Genomic DNA, 16,175 nt, shown 5'->3' on the forward strand with positions numbered 1-16,175 from the left:
AGCTTTCACTTTAGGATACCAAGCGCTCTTAGTTGCTCGGCGATCTGTTCAGCACCATAAATTGTCCGAATTGTCGGGTTCATGGCCTGTCCATCCATGATAGCAATGGCTTTGTTCTTAACAGCAGGCATTTCCTTAACCGCAGGGTCGCTGTTCAAGAAAAGGATCTTAGCCTCCGGCTTGTCGAGCTCCCATCGGTTCCGGTCAAGATCAGCAACCACGATTACGTCTGGATTGGCTGCAATGATGCTTTCCCATCCAAGCGTGGGCCATTCTGCTGCCGCCTTGATCGCATTCTCACCACCGAGCAGATCGGCAATATAACTTGAGGCGCCTTTACCGCCGCCAACATAGGCGTCCGCTGAAGGCGATTGGCTCGAGAACCAGAAGACATAGGTGAGTTTCTTTCCACCCACAGCAACGCTTGATCGCAGCGCTGTCTCGCGGGCTTTGAGGTCAGCGATCAAAGCCTGGCCGCGATCAGACACGTCAAAAATCTGCGATAATTCGTCAATCTCTTTATAAAGAAGATCCGGATTCCATAGTGTGTCGCGGCTGCCGTACTCGTCCTTTACTTGTTGGGTTGACAGACACGTGCTCGGCGACAGATAGGTTGGGACGTCGACCTTGTCGAAGTCTGCACGCTTCGCAACCTTGCTGCTCGCACCGATCAGGCTCGGCAAGGAAGCTGCTACGAAGTCTGGATTTACTGCGAGAATGGATTCAAAAGTTGGAAATTCGACAGTTAAGAGCTTAACTTTTGAATTTGCGGCTTCAAGCTCCGGCAAAACTTTACTGGGCCAGAACGCCGTCGCTGCCATCCTGTCTTCAAGTCCAAGGAGCAAAAGGATCTCTGCGCTGTTTTGGCCAAGGCCCACAGCACGTTGCGGCGCCTTATCAAAAGTTATTGTCGCGCCGCAGTTCTCAAGGGTGAGTGGATACTGCGTAGGAGAAGCGCTCGCAGTTGTTGTCTGGAGAGCCAGAAGCCCGGTGAGAGCTGTTCCGATGAGAATAGACTTTATTGCGTGCACGGGTGGTGTCCTGAGTTTGAAGCCGGTATGCCGGGCCTGTACCTATTTCGCTTCCCTATAAAACGGTTGCAGGGGGGTAAACAAGACCTGCTAACTCATATTTCGTTGCAACAATCAGTATGGTTATAGAGAAATTAGCCAAAGACGTTTCATCGTCCTGACTCATAACCTTCTCGCACGTCTTCCTGCGACGGATATCAACAGACAGGGCTACGTGGATTGTTCGACGACATACTCACGCTGTCCGTCTTCCTTCGCAAACAAGACGCACGGACCATGAGATCCTCTGGGGTCGTATCCAAACCCTTTTGCTGCCAGGGAATAAGTGATGTCGCGAATGCCGGAGATGCCATAAAGATGGTCATGCAACTCGAGAAAGATCCGGTCTATCCCGGTTAAATCGGCATTCTGGAGGAGATCATGTTCCGCGCCTTCTATATCCATGACGAGAACGTTGATCGCGTGGACTTGGATGAACTCGTCGATGTTTGAGGACGAAAGTTCTATGTTGTATTCGAACGGCCCTTGATCTTTGTCCATTGAGGACATCCACAGATCACGTCGAACGTAAAAGGTGAACGGCCGCGGCGAACCTGCCGTCAGGATACCTTGAGCCAAAACCACATTATTGAGATTGTTAGCTTCGATAACACGCTTAGCAAGAGTAGCAGTGGCTGGATTTGCTTCAAATGCCCAAACGTGCACATCTGCGATGCTAGCAATAAGTGATGTGATAATGCCTAAACCAGAACCGAGTTCCAGTACGCGGTCCCCCGGCTTTACAGCTTTGGTGACCGCGCGCGCTTCTTTCGCCTCGTAAGTCTCATTTTCTAAGGCTTCCCAGATGACCGGCGAGACTTCATCCGAATGGATTGGTACGGTTATGCCATGAACATTTAACACGTTTTCACCAATCTTTATTGGATGTTACACTGCGTCTCTGGCTTCAGTATCTGATTTGCTATGATGGCGCCATCATTTGTTAAGAGACCAGCACAGGATTTGGCTCTAAATGACTGCTTTTGTGCGATAATCGCTTCCATTTCGCAGGTGTTCGAGATCTTTCGCCGGGATTGGCTTTCCGATCAGGTATCCTTGCACTTGGTTACAGCCTAACCGTTTTAGACACTCGAACTGCTCTTCCGTTTCAATGCCTTCTGCTATTGTAATCATTTTCAAGCTCCGCCCAACGCCGGTTACAAGTTCCACGATTGCAAGTGCATCGGGCCGTGTTGTGACGTCGCGCACAAATGAACGATCGATTTTGATTTTGTCGAATGGGAACCCGCTCAAGCTCCCAAGCGATGAGTAACCCGTCCCGAAGTCGTCCATCGCTATTTGAATGCCGAGAGATTTCAGCTGGCGAAGAGTGGAAAGCGTCTGTTCATTTTTATCGAGAAGGACAGATTCAGTGATCTCGAGTTCTAAGCGGTGCGCTTCAAGGCCGCTATGTTCGAGCGCCTGGACCACGTTTTGAATAAGACTAAGACTGCGGAACTGCACTGGAGACAGATTGACCGCAATTTTCAGTGGTCTTGTCCAGTTCGCAGCTTCCAGACACGCCGACCTGAGGACCCATTCACCAAGCACATGAATGTAGCCAATTCTTTCTGCAACGGGGATAAAATCCATTGGGGCAACAGCGCCTCGCACGGGATGCGTCCATCGAACGAGGGCTTCATAGCCGCAAATATCCCGCGTATCGGTTTGAGCTTGAGGTTGGTAATATACTTCCAACTCACCGTTTGATAATGCGGCCTGTAGATCAGATTCGAATGATTTCTTCTCGCGCAGCCTCGTTTGCATCTGTGCTTTAAAAATACTTGCGTGGCCAGGACCGAGGGCTTTTGCTTCGTACAAAGCCAGATCGGCATGCTTGAATAACTCGTCGGTGTTGGGTTCCCCGTGCGAAATTGAAACTCCAATGCAAGTTCCGATTTTTATCTCCAACTCTCCGACTTGATATGGTCGACTAATTGCAGCCATTAATTTTTCGGCGAGATTAACTGTTTCTTTCTCGGCAATGCCTGTTGTGAGCAAGGCAAATTCATCGCCCCCCAATCGACAAACAATGTCGTCAGGCGCCGACATTTGCATCAGTCGACTTGCAACAGCCTGCAGTAATGCGTCTCCGATATCATGACCAAGCGTATCATTAACGTCTTTAAATCCGTCGAGATCAAGCAGGAGTATAATCGCTGACTGCGTTCCGTCCTTTGCGGCTCGAAGCCGTCTTTCTAGGTCTTGACGAAACAACACGCGATTTGGAAGACCTGTCAGGGCGTCGTGATGTGCGTCGTGTTCCAAGCGAAAATTCTGTGTTTGGAGTTCGCCGGTTGCCTCTTGAAGGTCAGCCGTGAGGCGCTGCATGTTGGTGTGTGCCCGATCAAGGAGCTTGTTGTGCCGAAGGAGAAGGACAACGAGAATGACGCCACAAACAATCAGGCCCCCTGCAAGTGCGGTATAGATGAAATGAAGTTTACGCACCTCTGATTGGGCTACATCGATGAGACCCACGTCGTATTCCACTGCCGAGGAAGCAAGGGCTGTCATCGGTCCGTCCAGTTCAGCCATTGACGTCATCACTTGCGCGATGTTGCCTCCATTCAAGTCGCTCAGAGATGCGTCCAATGTATTGAGGACTTCACGTAGTTTGAGAAAGATGCCTTTACGTTGCGGGTCATCCTGAATAAAGGAACGTAGATTTCCCTGTTGTAACAGTTCTAATCTTCCAAGCATAATGTCTAGTCGGAGACGAACTTCCTCGCGCTTTTCCTCGGTCATATCGAGGGCATAGGCTGCAAGGACATGCTCAAGGCGCATGTACTCGGACACGGTCTGTCCGATTGACCAGGAATCGTTATAGCGAGAGAATTTTTGAAGCGCGGTCTGTCGCTCAGCAATGACGTAAGCGATATATGCCGTCGCCAAGACAAAGCACAGGATTATGACGCCGAGAATTCGTCGCACGTTTCGCCTCTATTCAACTATAAGTTTTGCGACCTGCCATGCCGAACGCGTGTAATATGTCTGACTTTGAAGCTTCGGGTCGCTTTCGTATGGATAAATTATGAACAAGGGACCTTTGTCACGAACCGGCATGTAATTGCCATCTCTCTTCAAAGCAAGAATAACATTGAATGTCTTGAAGTCTTCCATCGGAAGGGTGCTGACGTAGTCGTTCAAGGCCACCGCTGTGACCTTCGTACCTTTGGCTCCGACCAGTGTCATCAGCCTGTCCATCGAAACGCCGTCAAACTTAACACGACCATCGTACCAAGGGTTGGTTGTTTCAACGCTCTGCAGCCCAATGGCCTCTAACATTTCGCGGTCGAACTGTGCCGTGTCACCGACGTTCGTGTTGGCAATGTTGCCTGAAATAACAAGGATTGGCTTTCCAGTTGGTGCGGACAGTGGCTCCGCAAACGGCGCTGTAGCCCAAAAAAGCGGGATCAAGAAGAATGAAAATAATCGAATGAGGTTCATCACATTTCTCCATCGTAAACTGAAATTATAAAGGGAATTGCCTAAATCAGTATGAAGATCGCGAAACTGAAGTATACTTGCTCTAACAATATGTAGCGTGAATATGAAAAATATCCAGTTCTTGTAAAGCGATCAGACTGTCGAGTGAATTCAAGTAGAAGTTGAACGCCTTAACGCAATTTGGTGGAACTTGCTCATCGAGGTGGCTTAAAAAATACTCGGCTTGAACCCGAGTGTGGCATAAGGAGCTCCTATAAGTGGATCACTCCAGGATTTGTCTTCACAGTAAAGCAGCCTCCGCGGCTCCATCGTGTTCTATCACAGATGACACTACTGATAGGACAGTTCCAAGGGTCTTCTTCGTCCTAATGAATTTATCGATCGCGATCATCGGATCATGGGTTGTCTGGATATGTTGCGCCATCCACCGATACGAGAGAGTTGCTAAGTTTTGGCGTCCGGGCATAGAGAATGACGTATTGCGGAAAAACCAGCCATTGGTCCTGCTAGCTCGGAGGCGTTCGCCCAACCGTGAGCGCAATTGAATGTTGAAACGCAGGAAGCGCAGTATTAGATACTGCAAATCAATAAGCACGCTGCATTCAAGTCCAGCTCTAGTCGCAACGGAGCACTAAAACGTACATAAGGTTTTCCTCTCCCAAACGAACGTCTTCATGGATGGCAGCTTGGCCTTCAAGTCCAATGTTCCGATATCCGCGAGATTGGCTCCATTAAAAATGGATCATCGGTAAATTCTTGCCCTAACTAGCTGGATGTTGGAATCGATTGAAGGTCTTCCTCGGTTGCAGCTTCGACTTCGCACAAGATCAGTCCAGTAAGGTGATCTTGGAAGACATCGAGGGCAAATGTCATCGTTGCAAAATCCAGGGGATATCGCCTTTTTCGAGTTCCTTTGCCTGGTAGCTTCGCCATGACGGCAAACTCAGCCTCGGTCAGATAGATGTTAACAATCGGGCGGGAGAACGGATTTCCCGTGGGTAATTGCACGCAGACGCATTCGAGTTGAGAAGATATACTGATCGTCGATCAACCGGGACGGCAAGTCAGATAGATCCGGACTTGCAGCAATAAGAAACCGACGCTCGTGCTCGAACAGAGCGTATGATGCTATTGCCCTCTTGGAGGCCGCCTGCTTCCAAACAGACTCACTCAAGTCTAGTTACCGTTCGGGGTTCCAGCCACATTATCTATACCTCCGAATTTGTAGAAAAATATTTTTTTGCAATTAGTTATTGTGCTCTGTTCACTTTCGAATCGAGGACCATATTTTGTGTCGTCAAATGCCTCTGATGGGTTTAAAAGCAATCACCTACAAAATCGGAGCAATGGAAAACAATCATGAGCCACAACCTCCACGACCCGGGCGGTAAAGTACGTCTTAAGGTAAACTCCGAGATTAGAAGCGAGGCGATTTTCTCCCCCTGTGGACGTTACCGTCGCCTTCTTAAGCGAGAATGGGATGGCGCCGAGAAAGATGGATATATTCTCTGGATTGGAATGAATCCGAGCACAGCAGATGTTACTGTTGACGATCCGACGGTGTTTAAGGAGCAAAAATTTACCCGTCGCTGGGGATATGGGCGCTTTGTAAAATGCAACGTGATGGACTACCGCGCAACAAACCCGAAGATGTTGCTTGGGGATGGCATTATACCCAGTACTCAAGAGAATCTACAAACCATTGTAGATCAGGCAACGGGCGCGGAAATTGTGGTCTTGGCTTATGGTTCGCTTCACAAAAAGCTCGCCCATCATGGACATGCAGTAACTGAAGCGCTACGCGCGGCCGGAGTGAAACTCTACGCGCTGAAAATCACGTCTAATGGGTCGCCAGGACATCCGCTTTATCTCAAGGATTCTAGCGAGCTTATAGACTACTAGCGTTAGTGCCGCCGTGAATGCTGGCCGCTCCACCGGCTTACATCAAATCACTGAAAGATAGGTCTCCGTGAACAACAAGCTTCCTCGAAACCGAGCTGGATTTGCAACTCGGGCAATCCACATTGGACAAGAACCAGATCCGCTGACTGGTGCTGTAATTCCGCCTGTTTATCATGCGACAACCTATGTTCAGGATGGGATCGGATCGAGCAAAGGCTTCGATTACAGTCGAAGCGGAAATCCGACGCGAAATTCTCTTGAATTAGCGCTTGCAGATCTTGAAGGGGCGCAAGTGGCGTTTGCCTTTCCGAGCGGTTTAGCAGCAGCTGCGACGCTTATAGAGACTTTGCCAACCAGATCCTCGATCCTCGCACATAAGGATCTTTATGGTGGCGTCTATCGCTTGATTGCGGACGTTCGACCAGTGACTGCGGGTCACACGGTCGATTTTGTCGACTTCTCGGACGCGGCCGCACTTGCAGAAGCAGTGGCGAGCACAAAGCCCGACATGATGTGGTTCGAAACGCCATCCAATCCTACTCTACGTATTGTCGATCTCTCGCTCGTTTCTAGGCTTGGTGCGCAGGCCGGAGCGATCACTGTCTGCGACAGCACGTTTTCTTCCCCGGCAGGACAACGCCCCATTGAACAAGGGATAGATGTCGTAGTTCATTCCGCCACGAAGATGCTAAATGGGCATTCTGACTTGTTAGGCGGCGTTCTCGCAGTATCTGCTCATGCACCAAGAGAAATCGGATCCCGCATCAAGTACTTGCAGAATGCCCTTGGGTCCGTGATGTCTCCAACCGATTGCGCATTATTACACCGATCGGTGAAGACACTGGAAATTCGTAGCCTCCGTCAGTCGCAGACTGCGTTGCATCTAGCTCAGGTTCTGGAGCGTCGAAGGGGAGAGCTTGGGCTACGCAAGGTCATGTATCCAGGTCTTGCCAGTCATCCACAACATGACATGGCAGCTAAACAGATGCTCAACTTTGGCTGCGTGGTGACGATTGAGGTCGAGGGTGACCTCTCCCGCGTCGAACGTATTCTGACTTCTACGCGATATTTCCACTTTGCAGTAAGCCTTGGAAGCGTTGAGAGCCTCATCCAGCATCCGTTTTCCCTAACGCACGCCGTTGTGCCGGAAGATCAAAAATCCGATCTTGGCATCACCGAGCAAATGATCCGTATTTCCATCGGCCTTGAAGACCCCGCTGATTTGGAGGCCGATTTGGTTGATGCACTTGCCGGCAGCCGCTGACGTGTAGAAATAATCCTGCCGTCCCTAGGGCGGCAGGACTGTATAGTTTGTTTCCTGCATTTCACATACCAGGGTGGGGAATTTTGCTCAAGTTTCAAGATTTCAAGGCGGGCTTTCATATCAGACATCGCCCACCAATCCGCATTGCCCCAATTACTGCGGTCTTTAGCCACTTTATCTGGCACCTCTTGGTAGACTTTGAGCGGCATCATCTATGATCTGTATTAAGCCGAAACCAACCGCGAAAAACCCGAATAAATGGTTTCGCCCGGTCACGAGGGTCGTCGCTCGCATTCGATCTTAAGAAGATGGCAATGGCATTGCGTGTCTGATCTTCCATATGAGGGGACAAGGTGTCGGCACAAAATGGTTGCTGGACGATTTTTCCATCCTGCACCAGCGCAATAATTTTTTCCAACATCGGGTCCTCCTGAATTGTTCGCCAAATTGCGGAACCCCGAAACCGTGAAATCTGTTCCATTTTAGAACAGGGAAAAATTTCGTAAAAATGTTTAATGCCCAATCAACATGCCCGTTGGATGAAATGCATGTCGAATAGCCGAGAATTTGGCAGCTCAGTGATTGGTTGCGAGCTAACGATTTGCAACTGCAACAATCTGCTATTTTGTTAGAATGCGGTCCTGCATATTTTTGAGCAGCAGCCTGTTTGCAGGAATGCGCCCGTATCGCGGACCAAGCCCCCGCCAACCGCGATACGGGATCTCTACGGTCAGCAGAAAGATGCGGATTCTGCGAGCTTAGGAACGAGCGTGGCAGTAGAGTCCGAATTGCATTTTGTTCATCGATAGTGAAATTACTTTATTCATAGTTTCACCGGCCTGGCCGGTGAAGAGAAAAGAAGCGCCTTGTTGCGGCAACCGCTCCAGTGGTTTGCATTTTCAGATTGCATAGCTGCTATGCAAACTCGTTTCTTGAAAGCCCTCACAGTTGGGCGTATTTTATTTCTGTTCAGTCTTACTCCTCCTCCCAGAGGCTGAACCCAAAGCGTGGCGCTCCTCCTCCCAATAGCCGCGCTTTTAAGATCAGCCCGTTTCGCACTCCTCCTCCCAGCGAAACGGGCTTTCTTATTCTTGGTGGCTGCGAAAATATAATCTTCGCTCTTTGAACTTATATATATCATTCGTACCAGTCGGCATTGTCATCTTTTCCTAAAATTGACTTAAATTCCGTGGTTGCCTTTGCCTGTTTCACTGTCTGCGCCGCAAAATCGGGCACAACAGCGAACCGAGAAAACGGCGGAGCGGTTTTTGCGAAGCAAATGCGCTCAAAAACAAATAGATATTGCTCTCAATTCAATCTGAACTGAAACTGGAACAGGCCACATTAACTGTAATATGTTTGCTGGTTAATGCGCAGTGCTTCTAGTAAGCTTTTCTTCCAAAGAAACAAAAGCGGCATTCAGAAGGATTGCAAGACTTGCCACAATAAAGCCGCCTTGCAGCACGAATGCGGTATTACCCGATAGAAGACCCGCAACAATTACTTCACCCAGTGTGCTTGCAGCGACGGTGGAGCCAATTGTGGCTGTGGAGAGGGAAATGATTGCGGCGAGACGAATTCCCGACAAAATGACGGGAAATGCGAGTGGCAATTCAACATTAAACAGCAATTCTCGATCAGTCATACCCATCCCACGACCTGCGTCCACGACTTCTGGATCAAGGTCGCTCAATCCAGTAAGTGTATTTTCGAAAATCGGGAGAAGTCCGTATAGCAACAGTGCGATGAATGCAGGAGTCGAGCCGAAACCAAAAATCGGTACTGCTATTGCAAGCACTGCGACGGGAGGGAAGGTTTGGCCTATATTGGCTATGGCACGCGATAGAGGGAGAAATTCCCGCCCGCTTGGGCGCGTTGTAAGGATTCCGAGAGAAACTGCGACGATCGTCGCGGTTACTGTGGCAAGAGCAACGAGGGCAAGATGGTGAATGGTAAGTGCTAACAATGAGTTCTGAGTATAGATCGCCGGTGCGTTGTTTCTGGTGAACGGGGCGAGAAAACTCGCAAAAAACTCTGGTTTAACGATGAAGACACAGAGAAAGATCAGCAGGGCTGCCTTCAAGAATGCACCAATCTTCATGCTAGCCTCCGAGCATGCTCTTCGATTGACGAGCGCGTTATCCGTCCAATAAGCGAACCATTATGGCTGACGGGCAGCTCAAGCCGCCCAGACGAGAGGCTTGCGCCGAGCGCTTCACGTAGAGAAGTTTGACTTGATATTGCTTCCCCCCCTGCTTGGCCAGGTTCAACAAGGCTTTCCACTTTTCTAAGCGATAACAAACGAAAGACTTTATCATTGCCGCCGCCAACAAGCGCTTGGACAAATTCGGTTGCTGGACGCGCGATTATTTCTTCTGGCGTGGCATATTGAAGAAGTCGGCCCTTATCCATCACCGCGATGCTCGAACCCAGCCGGATTGCTTCTTCCATGTCGTGGGTGACGAGTACTATTGTCGTTCCGTAGTGTTTCTGAATTGCGAGCAGGTCTTCTTGTGCCTTGTCACGAATAATGGGATCGAGCGCACCAAAAGGCTCATCCATAAGGAGAATTGCAGGGTTTGAGGCCAGCGCGCGCGCTACACCGATGCGCTGCTGTTGGCCGCCGGAGAGCTCATGGGGCATCCGATTACGGAAGGCTGCGGGATCGAGATGGAACAATGACAGCAGTTCATCAACGCGTGCGTTGATTTTTCCCTTGTCCCAGCCAAGAAGCCTCGGAACGGTGCCAACATTATCTGCAACTGTGCGGTGAGGAAATAATCCATGCCCTTGAATGGCGTAACCAATACCGCGGCGGAGAATATGAGCAGGTAGCTCCCGGTTGTCCTTGCCATTAATCTTGATTGTACCAGCGCTTGGTTCAACCAACCGATTAATCATTCGCATGAGCGTAGTTTTACCGGAGCCCGAAGTCCCTACGATCACGGCAAGTGCGCCAGCCTCAATCGTCAAAGTAACACTATCGACTGCGGTCTGTGCGCCGTATAGACGAGTGATATTGGAAATTTCGATCATGGAGCCCGCTCCTAATTCCGTTGTCCACGGCTGATTTCAATTATTGCATCTAGTAAAATGGCTGCAATGAATGCCATGGCGACCGTAGGCAGGGCGCCGAGTAGTACCAAATCTGTGGCGGTTTGGGCGATGCCTTGGAACACAAACGTTCCCAAACCACCACCCCCGACAAGGCCTGCAATGACAGCTAAACCTATATTCTGTACCAGCACGACGCGAATGCCTGTGAGGATCACCGGAAAAGCCAACGGTAATTCAACAGATAACAACCGTTGGCGCCGCGTCATCCCAACCCCGCGGGCAGCATCCACCACAGACTGAGCAACGTTATCGAGTCCGGTAACTGTAGCAGAGACGATAGGGAGCAACGCGTAGGCAATCAACGCGATGAGTGCCGGCGCTGGACCGATGCCGGCAATGCCAAGTTTCGCAGCCCCCGGAAGATGCGTTCCTATCCAAGCCAATGGCGCTATCAGAACACCGAACAATGCCATCGATGGAATTGTCTGAATGACATTGAAGAATGAAATAACAGGATCGCGCAAACGTCCGAAATTGTGAATTAATATTCCGATTGGTGTGGCTATGACGAGTGCTGCGAAGAGCGATCCGACAGAAAGAAAGGCGTGTGTACTAAGCGCGCCTGTAAAGGCATCACGCCGAGATGCGAATTCTTTCAGGATGGAAATGTCGGACCAGACGCCGGAGAACAGAAAAGCCGTCAACAAGAGAACGAAAACGCCAAGCGCCGCCAAACGGAGAAGTGGTTTCAGCTGCATGCGCACCAACGTATCTCCGATCGCAAGGGCAAGAGCAAAAAGCATGAGCCAAAAGCCAGCGCCGGGGGATATCCGGGCATAATTGTTACCGGCAGGTGTAAGAAACGTCGCGCTCAGGCCTATACCAAGTCCGGCCATGATTATTGTTACGAGCAGAACGGCTAGCCGCAGTTTCAATGATGACCGATTAGCCATTACAACACTGGAGACGAGGATTAGCCCGGAAAGTGCGAAAGAAGGGAGAAGGGGCAGGGCACTTAAGATATAGACTGGCGCCGTTGCAGCCACGCGGTTTGGCCTAACGAGAGCGAACGGCTGAATGACCAGCGCCAGTATCAACAGTAAAGCAATAACCGTTCCTAAACGGTCTAGGGTCAAAAGTGAGGGAGCAGCGGCAGTTCTTCCTGCGCTAGTTTGCATAATGTGTCCTACTCACCGGCAAAGAAAGTCGATTACCGCGCGCCTCAAGGTTCGCGCGGCATGCGAAGATTTGTGGGAAAGTCCCCAGGCTTGGATTCTGCCGAAACGACTAATCGGCAGGGTCGCTTCATTTCAGAAAGCCCTTGGTCGTGAGATAGTCACGAGCGACATCCGCTGCGGGTTCGCCTCCGACTTGAACGCGACCGTTCAAATCCTGTAGGTTTTCGAGCGTGAAAGATTCGAAAACTGGCTTGAGGATTTCCGCAATTTTGGGATATTCCTTCAAGGTAGCTTCGCGAATAATTGGCGTGGGCAGGTAAACTGGCTGAACGCCTTTGTCATCCTGCAGCACGACGAGGTCCGCAGGAGCGATACCGCCATCGGTACCATACACCATCGCCGCATTGGCACCTGAAGTCTGCTGCGCCGCAGCGGCAATAGTTGCTGCAGTATCTCCACCTGAAAGCGTGATAAGTTGATCCGGCTTAAGAACGAAACCATAGGCAGTTTGAAACGCGGGCAGGGCTGTCGCCGAGCTTACAAATTCTGATGATGCCGCCAGCTTTACGCCACCGCCCGATGCCACGAATTTACCGAAATCCGTAAGTGTCTTCAGGCTGTCCTTTTCCGCAAGGTCACGTCTTACCGCTATTGCCCAGGTATTATTGGCATTTGCAGGGGTTAGCCAGACAATCTTATTGGCCTCGAAGTCGAGCTTTTTGGCTTCTTCATAGCCAGCGTCTGCCTTGTTCCAGACTGGCAAATCGCCTTTATTGAAAAAGAATGCAGCATTACCGGTATATTCCGGATAGATGTCAATCTGCCCCTGAATTATCGCTTCACGAACGATGGGTGTTGCGCCGAGCTGGATCTTATCGACAACGCCGATATCGTTGGCCTTCAGCACCTGGGAGATTATATTGCCCAAAACGCCGCCTTCGGTGTCAATTTTTGAACCGACAACCACGTCGGCCGCGAGTGCAAAACTGCCGCCATATACAGTGCCGGCTACGAAACCAGCCAAAATGAGCATCGCTTTCATCATTCGTTCTCCCTCACAGTCAGACGCTGTTTGAATTGCACGCTATTTAAAAACACAGAATAGGGATATATCCCAGATTGCGAACACCGGATGCCTCAACGAGTTTTCGGCGCTATGTGTATGATTTATAAGCTCCGTAAACACCCCTTCCGAGAAATTAAATTCTACTCGATATCCTCTTTAAGAAGTCCAATGACTTCATTTAACATTGCTGAAGTGAAAGTGTTCCGGCGCCATACAAATGAAAGTATCTGACGGTACTCGGGCCCCAGCGGAATTTGAGTAATTGGGAACGGCAGCCGCGCGACAACTGGCTCTGGCAAGATCGAGAGATAGCCATGTCGCGTAACCAAATTAATGATCACCGGAATGGAATCCATTTCGATCAAGCGCAGTTTTGATGGGCGCACGGGTCCCAAGACGCTTTCGAGATAGCGCACAGCACTTTGTCTAATTCCACTTTTCAAACTCGGCAGCGCTATTGGGTGGCTTTGCAGAAATGAAACGATATTGTCAGAAAGTCCGGCCATGACACGCTGATCGCCGATCAATGCCAACGGGATATTTGAAACAATTCGCCCGTCAAAGTCCTTTGAAAAGTTTCCGTGATCAATAAGTACGGCGTCATATCGTCGGCTTTTTAATCCTGACGTCAATTCGTCTGCGGTATTCGCCGAAATCGAGAGTGGTTGCCGAGGATATAGGCGTTCCCAACCCGCAGTCAGGTTTGCAAGTATCTGAGCAATGTTGCTCTCATGCCCAAGTGGCATAACAGAGCCGATCCTGCAGGTTGCGAGATTGTGGCGAAAACGATCTGCGGATGCGTGTGAGAGCTCTTCCCATTTCGCTGTGAGGCTTTCAACTATTTCCAGTGCCATCGCACCTTCTACTGTACAATTAACACCAGTTCGCATCCGATCAAAGAGTTTGCAATTAAGATTACGTTCGAGGTCGGAAAGCTGTCGCGTTAGTTGAGGTTGACCCATGTTCAGATTTTTTGCGGCGGCCCGAATGCTGCCGGCTTTGGCTGCGGTCACAAAGCGCACGAGTGCAGTGATGGTGATTGTTGGTCGATGATCACCTGTGCTGCCGATCGAAAACAATTTACGAATGAGCGCGCTTGCTTCTTCAAACAGCCGCAAACGGTTTTCTGCCTCCAATGTCAAGGTCAGTACGCTACCCTCCCGTCGTAACAGCGGAAATGCAAGCGCGCTTTCCATACGCTCTAAAGAGGCACTCACCGTCGATGGTGCTCGTCCTTCCAGACGGCCTGTTTCACGAATAGAGCATGTCGCCAGCAATGAGTTTATCGTGAGTATAGTGCCGAGATCCATAATTCCCCCAATTCCACGACAAGAAAACCCTCCAGCTGACTGTCATATCGGACCCGCGGTTTCGTATGACATGCGTGTTGGAAACTGCCGGTTAAATCCGATCATGGGGTTCAACAGCTTGCGTCAGCCCAAAGGTTCGCCCTGACCGATAAACTATATTCGAACATCACGCGTTCGCAAGATGGGATATGCCTTAAGCGGGTTTAGTCAGATAGACTTGCTTCAAAGGCCTAATTTAAAGGTATCGAGATAGTGCAGATTGTGTTGAATGGGCAGCCTCTCGGCTTCGCCGAAATGATGAAAATCGGAAACGGAGATGCCCTGGTTGTTGCATCGCCAGAAGGGATGGAGCGTGTTCGATCATCACGTGCTATCCTCGAGGAGGCTATTTATAACGGCGTTCCGGTCTATGGCAGCACGACTGGCGTAGGGGCAATGAAAGACGTCAATTGGTCGAGCGATGAGCTTGATGAATTCAATATGGGTCTTGTTCGGGCGCATCACTTCGGTACCGGCGCTGCTTTTCCACCTTCCACCGTACGAAAAGCGATCGCAATTCGGATAAATACGATTTTGACGGGCCAAGTTGGCTGCACAGCTGAGCTTGTCGATGCATATCTGGAGCTGTTGCGCGAGGACGTTATTCCTGTTGTCAGGCGTACAGGTTCCATCGGCTGTGCCGATATTGGTCTAATGGGGCAAATTGGTGCTGTATTAACCGGTGTAGGTGAGGCTACCTACCGCGGTGAGCGAATGCCCGCGGCTGACGCTTTGGCGCGGGCTGGGATGCGACCGCATCGAATGGCGCCCCGTGATGCGTTGGCGTCGCTTTCAGCCAATGCGGTAAGCTTTGCCGCGGCGGCCCGCGCACTTCGAGATGCCGCGTCAGTTATTCGGGTGATGCTTGCAACCAGTTTTACAGCCTCGGGTGCACTTGGGGCCTCTACGGACCCGTGGCTTGCCGCTTGCCACGTCGGTACGCCACGGGAGGCCCTTGTTGGTAAATGGTTTTATGACGCAGCGGCGACTTGGCGGTGGCCTGTATCCACGCAGGTGCAAGACCCACTAAGTTTGCGAATGGTGGCGCAAGTCTTTGGCGCAATTATTGAAAGTCTACTGGGTGCTGGCTACAAGATTCTGCAATCAACAGGCCGTTCAGACGATAATCCTGTCGTTGTTGAGGGAAGAATTATCACTTCCGGGGGGTCGCTGCCGCTCGACGTGACCATACTGTTGCAGTCTGCTTCGCTCTGCCTTGCTCACGCAGCACGCAATGCATTCAATCGATGTGTTCTCCTGGGGAACGGTCACCGCCGCGGTCTACCGCTTAACCTCGTTCCAGAGGGTAAGATTGCAACTGGGTTTGGCCCCATTATCAAGCTCGCAGGGGAAATATTTTCACGCGTCCTATCCCTTAGCAATCCAGTTTCAGCTCAGTCACTTGTCGTCGCTGGCGGCATGGAAGACGAAGCAGCATTTTTGCCATTGGTAATTGAGCGGTTTGAGAGACAGGTTGAAGCCATCAAGCGGTTGGCAGCACTAGAAGCACTTTTGTCATCACAGGCCATAGATATCCTTAATGACAAACCTCAAGGTATTGCACGTCTCATTTACGAACAGGTGCGCAAATGTTCTTCATTCTACGACAAGGACAGACCGCTTTCTGCCGAAGTGGAATGTATTGAGGAACTGATTTGTTCAGACGCAGTCGTAGCGCAAATCATCGAGATTGCGCCCATTAACAGCATCGATGACTTCTTTGCATTAGGGACTGCACCAGAAGGCAGTCCCGAGGCGATACGGGCAAAGGTCGTTGTTGCGACACCGGCTTTCAAAGAGAACTGAAACACGCATGAACCTCTGCGGAGGTGATTGAGGAGG

The 16,175-nt window shown here is 50.4% G+C and carries 13 protein-coding genes; 3 read left to right on the forward strand and 10 right to left on the reverse strand.

Features of this window, described 5'->3' with window-relative positions; genetic code table 11:
- Positions 1-5: 5 nt before the first annotated feature.
- The 4 genes from QSJ70_RS16990 to QSJ70_RS17005 form a co-directional block, all read right to left on the reverse strand.
- Positions 6-1,007 (reverse strand): ABC transporter substrate-binding protein, encoded by a 1,002-nt coding sequence (locus QSJ70_RS16990; protein WP_502871694.1) that lies wholly within the window; start codon positions 1,005-1,007, stop codon positions 6-8.
- Positions 1,008-1,241: 234 nt separating this feature from the next.
- Positions 1,242-1,934 carry an FkbM family methyltransferase gene (locus QSJ70_RS16995; RefSeq protein WP_285538094.1) on the reverse strand — a complete coding sequence of 231 codons (693 nt, stop codon included), beginning with the start codon at positions 1,932-1,934 and terminating at the stop codon, positions 1,242-1,244.
- Between the two features lie 105 nt (positions 1,935-2,039).
- Positions 2,040-4,001: a putative bifunctional diguanylate cyclase/phosphodiesterase gene (locus QSJ70_RS17000; RefSeq protein ID WP_285538097.1), complete on the reverse strand. Its 1,962-nt coding sequence runs from the start codon at positions 3,999-4,001 to the stop codon at positions 2,040-2,042.
- A 9-nt stretch (positions 4,002-4,010) separates the two neighbouring features.
- Positions 4,011-4,517 carry a putative pterin-binding protein gene (locus tag QSJ70_RS17005; protein WP_215781576.1) on the reverse strand — a complete coding sequence of 169 codons (507 nt, stop codon included), beginning with the start codon at positions 4,515-4,517 and terminating at the stop codon, positions 4,011-4,013.
- Between the two features lie 1,359 nt (positions 4,518-5,876).
- On the opposite strand from QSJ70_RS17005, the gene QSJ70_RS17010 reads away from it, so the two are divergent.
- Together QSJ70_RS17010 and QSJ70_RS17015 are read left to right on the forward strand one after the other, a co-directional pair.
- On the forward strand, positions 5,877-6,419 hold the full coding sequence (locus tag QSJ70_RS17010) for a DUF1643 domain-containing protein (RefSeq protein ID WP_215781580.1): 543 nt from the start codon (positions 5,877-5,879) through the stop codon (positions 6,417-6,419).
- A gap of 67 nt (positions 6,420-6,486) precedes the next feature.
- Positions 6,487-7,683 (forward strand): trans-sulfuration enzyme family protein, encoded by a 1,197-nt coding sequence (locus tag QSJ70_RS17015; protein ID WP_285538100.1) that lies wholly within the window; start codon positions 6,487-6,489, stop codon positions 7,681-7,683.
- 208 nt (positions 7,684-7,891) lie between these two features.
- Here QSJ70_RS17015 and QSJ70_RS17020 read toward each other — a convergent pair whose 3' ends face one another.
- The 6 genes from QSJ70_RS17020 to QSJ70_RS17045 all read right to left on the reverse strand — a co-directional run bounded on the left by QSJ70_RS17020 (position 7,892) and on the right by QSJ70_RS17045 (position 14,294).
- Positions 7,892-8,104 carry a hypothetical protein gene (locus QSJ70_RS17020; protein ID WP_285538101.1) on the reverse strand — a complete coding sequence of 71 codons (213 nt, stop codon included), beginning with the start codon at positions 8,102-8,104 and terminating at the stop codon, positions 7,892-7,894.
- A gap of 945 nt (positions 8,105-9,049) precedes the next feature.
- The gene (locus QSJ70_RS17025) at positions 9,050-9,784 is read right to left on the reverse strand and encodes an ABC transporter permease (protein ID WP_215781585.1); all 735 of its coding nucleotides are present in this window, start codon (positions 9,782-9,784) and stop codon (positions 9,050-9,052) included.
- Positions 9,781-10,719, reverse strand: a complete 939-nt coding sequence (locus QSJ70_RS17030) for an ABC transporter ATP-binding protein (RefSeq protein ID WP_215781587.1) — start codon at positions 10,717-10,719, stop codon at positions 9,781-9,783. The genes QSJ70_RS17025 and QSJ70_RS17030 overlap by 4 nt, the downstream gene beginning before the upstream one ends.
- A gap of 11 nt (positions 10,720-10,730) precedes the next feature.
- Positions 10,731-11,918: an ABC transporter permease gene (locus QSJ70_RS17035; RefSeq protein WP_285538103.1), complete on the reverse strand. Its 1,188-nt coding sequence runs from the start codon at positions 11,916-11,918 to the stop codon at positions 10,731-10,733.
- Between the two features lie 127 nt (positions 11,919-12,045).
- Positions 12,046-12,951, reverse strand: coding sequence for a glycine betaine ABC transporter substrate-binding protein OsmF (osmF, locus tag QSJ70_RS17040; RefSeq protein WP_252349303.1), 906 nt, complete (start codon positions 12,949-12,951; stop codon positions 12,046-12,048).
- Positions 12,952-13,124: 173 nt separating this feature from the next.
- A complete protein-coding gene (locus QSJ70_RS17045; RefSeq protein WP_215781589.1) occupies positions 13,125-14,294 on the reverse strand; it encodes a LysR family transcriptional regulator in 1,170 nt (389 codons plus the stop codon).
- A gap of 294 nt (positions 14,295-14,588) precedes the next feature.
- On the opposite strand from QSJ70_RS17045, the gene QSJ70_RS17050 reads away from it, so the two are divergent.
- Positions 14,589-16,139, forward strand: a complete 1,551-nt coding sequence (locus QSJ70_RS17050; RefSeq protein ID WP_215781591.1) for an aromatic amino acid ammonia-lyase — start codon at positions 14,589-14,591, stop codon at positions 16,137-16,139.
- Positions 16,140-16,175 lie beyond the last annotated feature (36 nt).

The organism is Brucella sp. NBRC 12950 (assembly GCF_030268145.1).
Classification (GTDB): domain Bacteria; phylum Pseudomonadota; class Alphaproteobacteria; order Rhizobiales; family Rhizobiaceae; genus Brucella.

Excerpts from the sequence above, each read along its gene's own strand:
- QSJ70_RS17020 (WP_285538101.1), bottom strand. The coding sequence starts at position 8,104 with ATGTTGGAAAAAATTATTGCGCTGGTGCAGGATGGAAAAATCGTCCAG.
- QSJ70_RS17045 (WP_215781589.1), bottom strand. The coding sequence starts at position 14,294 with ATGGATCTCGGCACTATACTCACGATAAACTCATTGCTGGCGACATGC.
- QSJ70_RS17010 (WP_215781580.1), top strand. The coding sequence starts at position 5,877 with ATGAGCCACAACCTCCACGACCCGGGCGGTAAAGTACGTCTTAAGGTA.
- QSJ70_RS17025 (WP_215781585.1), bottom strand. The coding sequence starts at position 9,784 with ATGAAGATTGGTGCATTCTTGAAGGCAGCCCTGCTGATCTTTCTCTGT.
- osmF (WP_252349303.1), bottom strand. The coding sequence starts at position 12,951 with ATGCTCATTTTGGCTGGTTTCGTAGCCGGCACTGTATATGGCGGCAGT.
- QSJ70_RS17030 (WP_215781587.1), bottom strand. The coding sequence starts at position 10,719 with ATGATCGAAATTTCCAATATCACTCGTCTATACGGCGCACAGACCGCA.
- QSJ70_RS17005 (WP_215781576.1), bottom strand. The coding sequence starts at position 4,517 with ATGAACCTCATTCGATTATTTTCATTCTTCTTGATCCCGCTTTTTTGG.
- QSJ70_RS17050 (WP_215781591.1), top strand. The coding sequence starts at position 14,589 with ATGATGAAAATCGGAAACGGAGATGCCCTGGTTGTTGCATCGCCAGAA.
- QSJ70_RS17035 (WP_285538103.1), bottom strand. The coding sequence starts at position 11,918 with ATGCAAACTAGCGCAGGAAGAACTGCCGCTGCTCCCTCACTTTTGACC.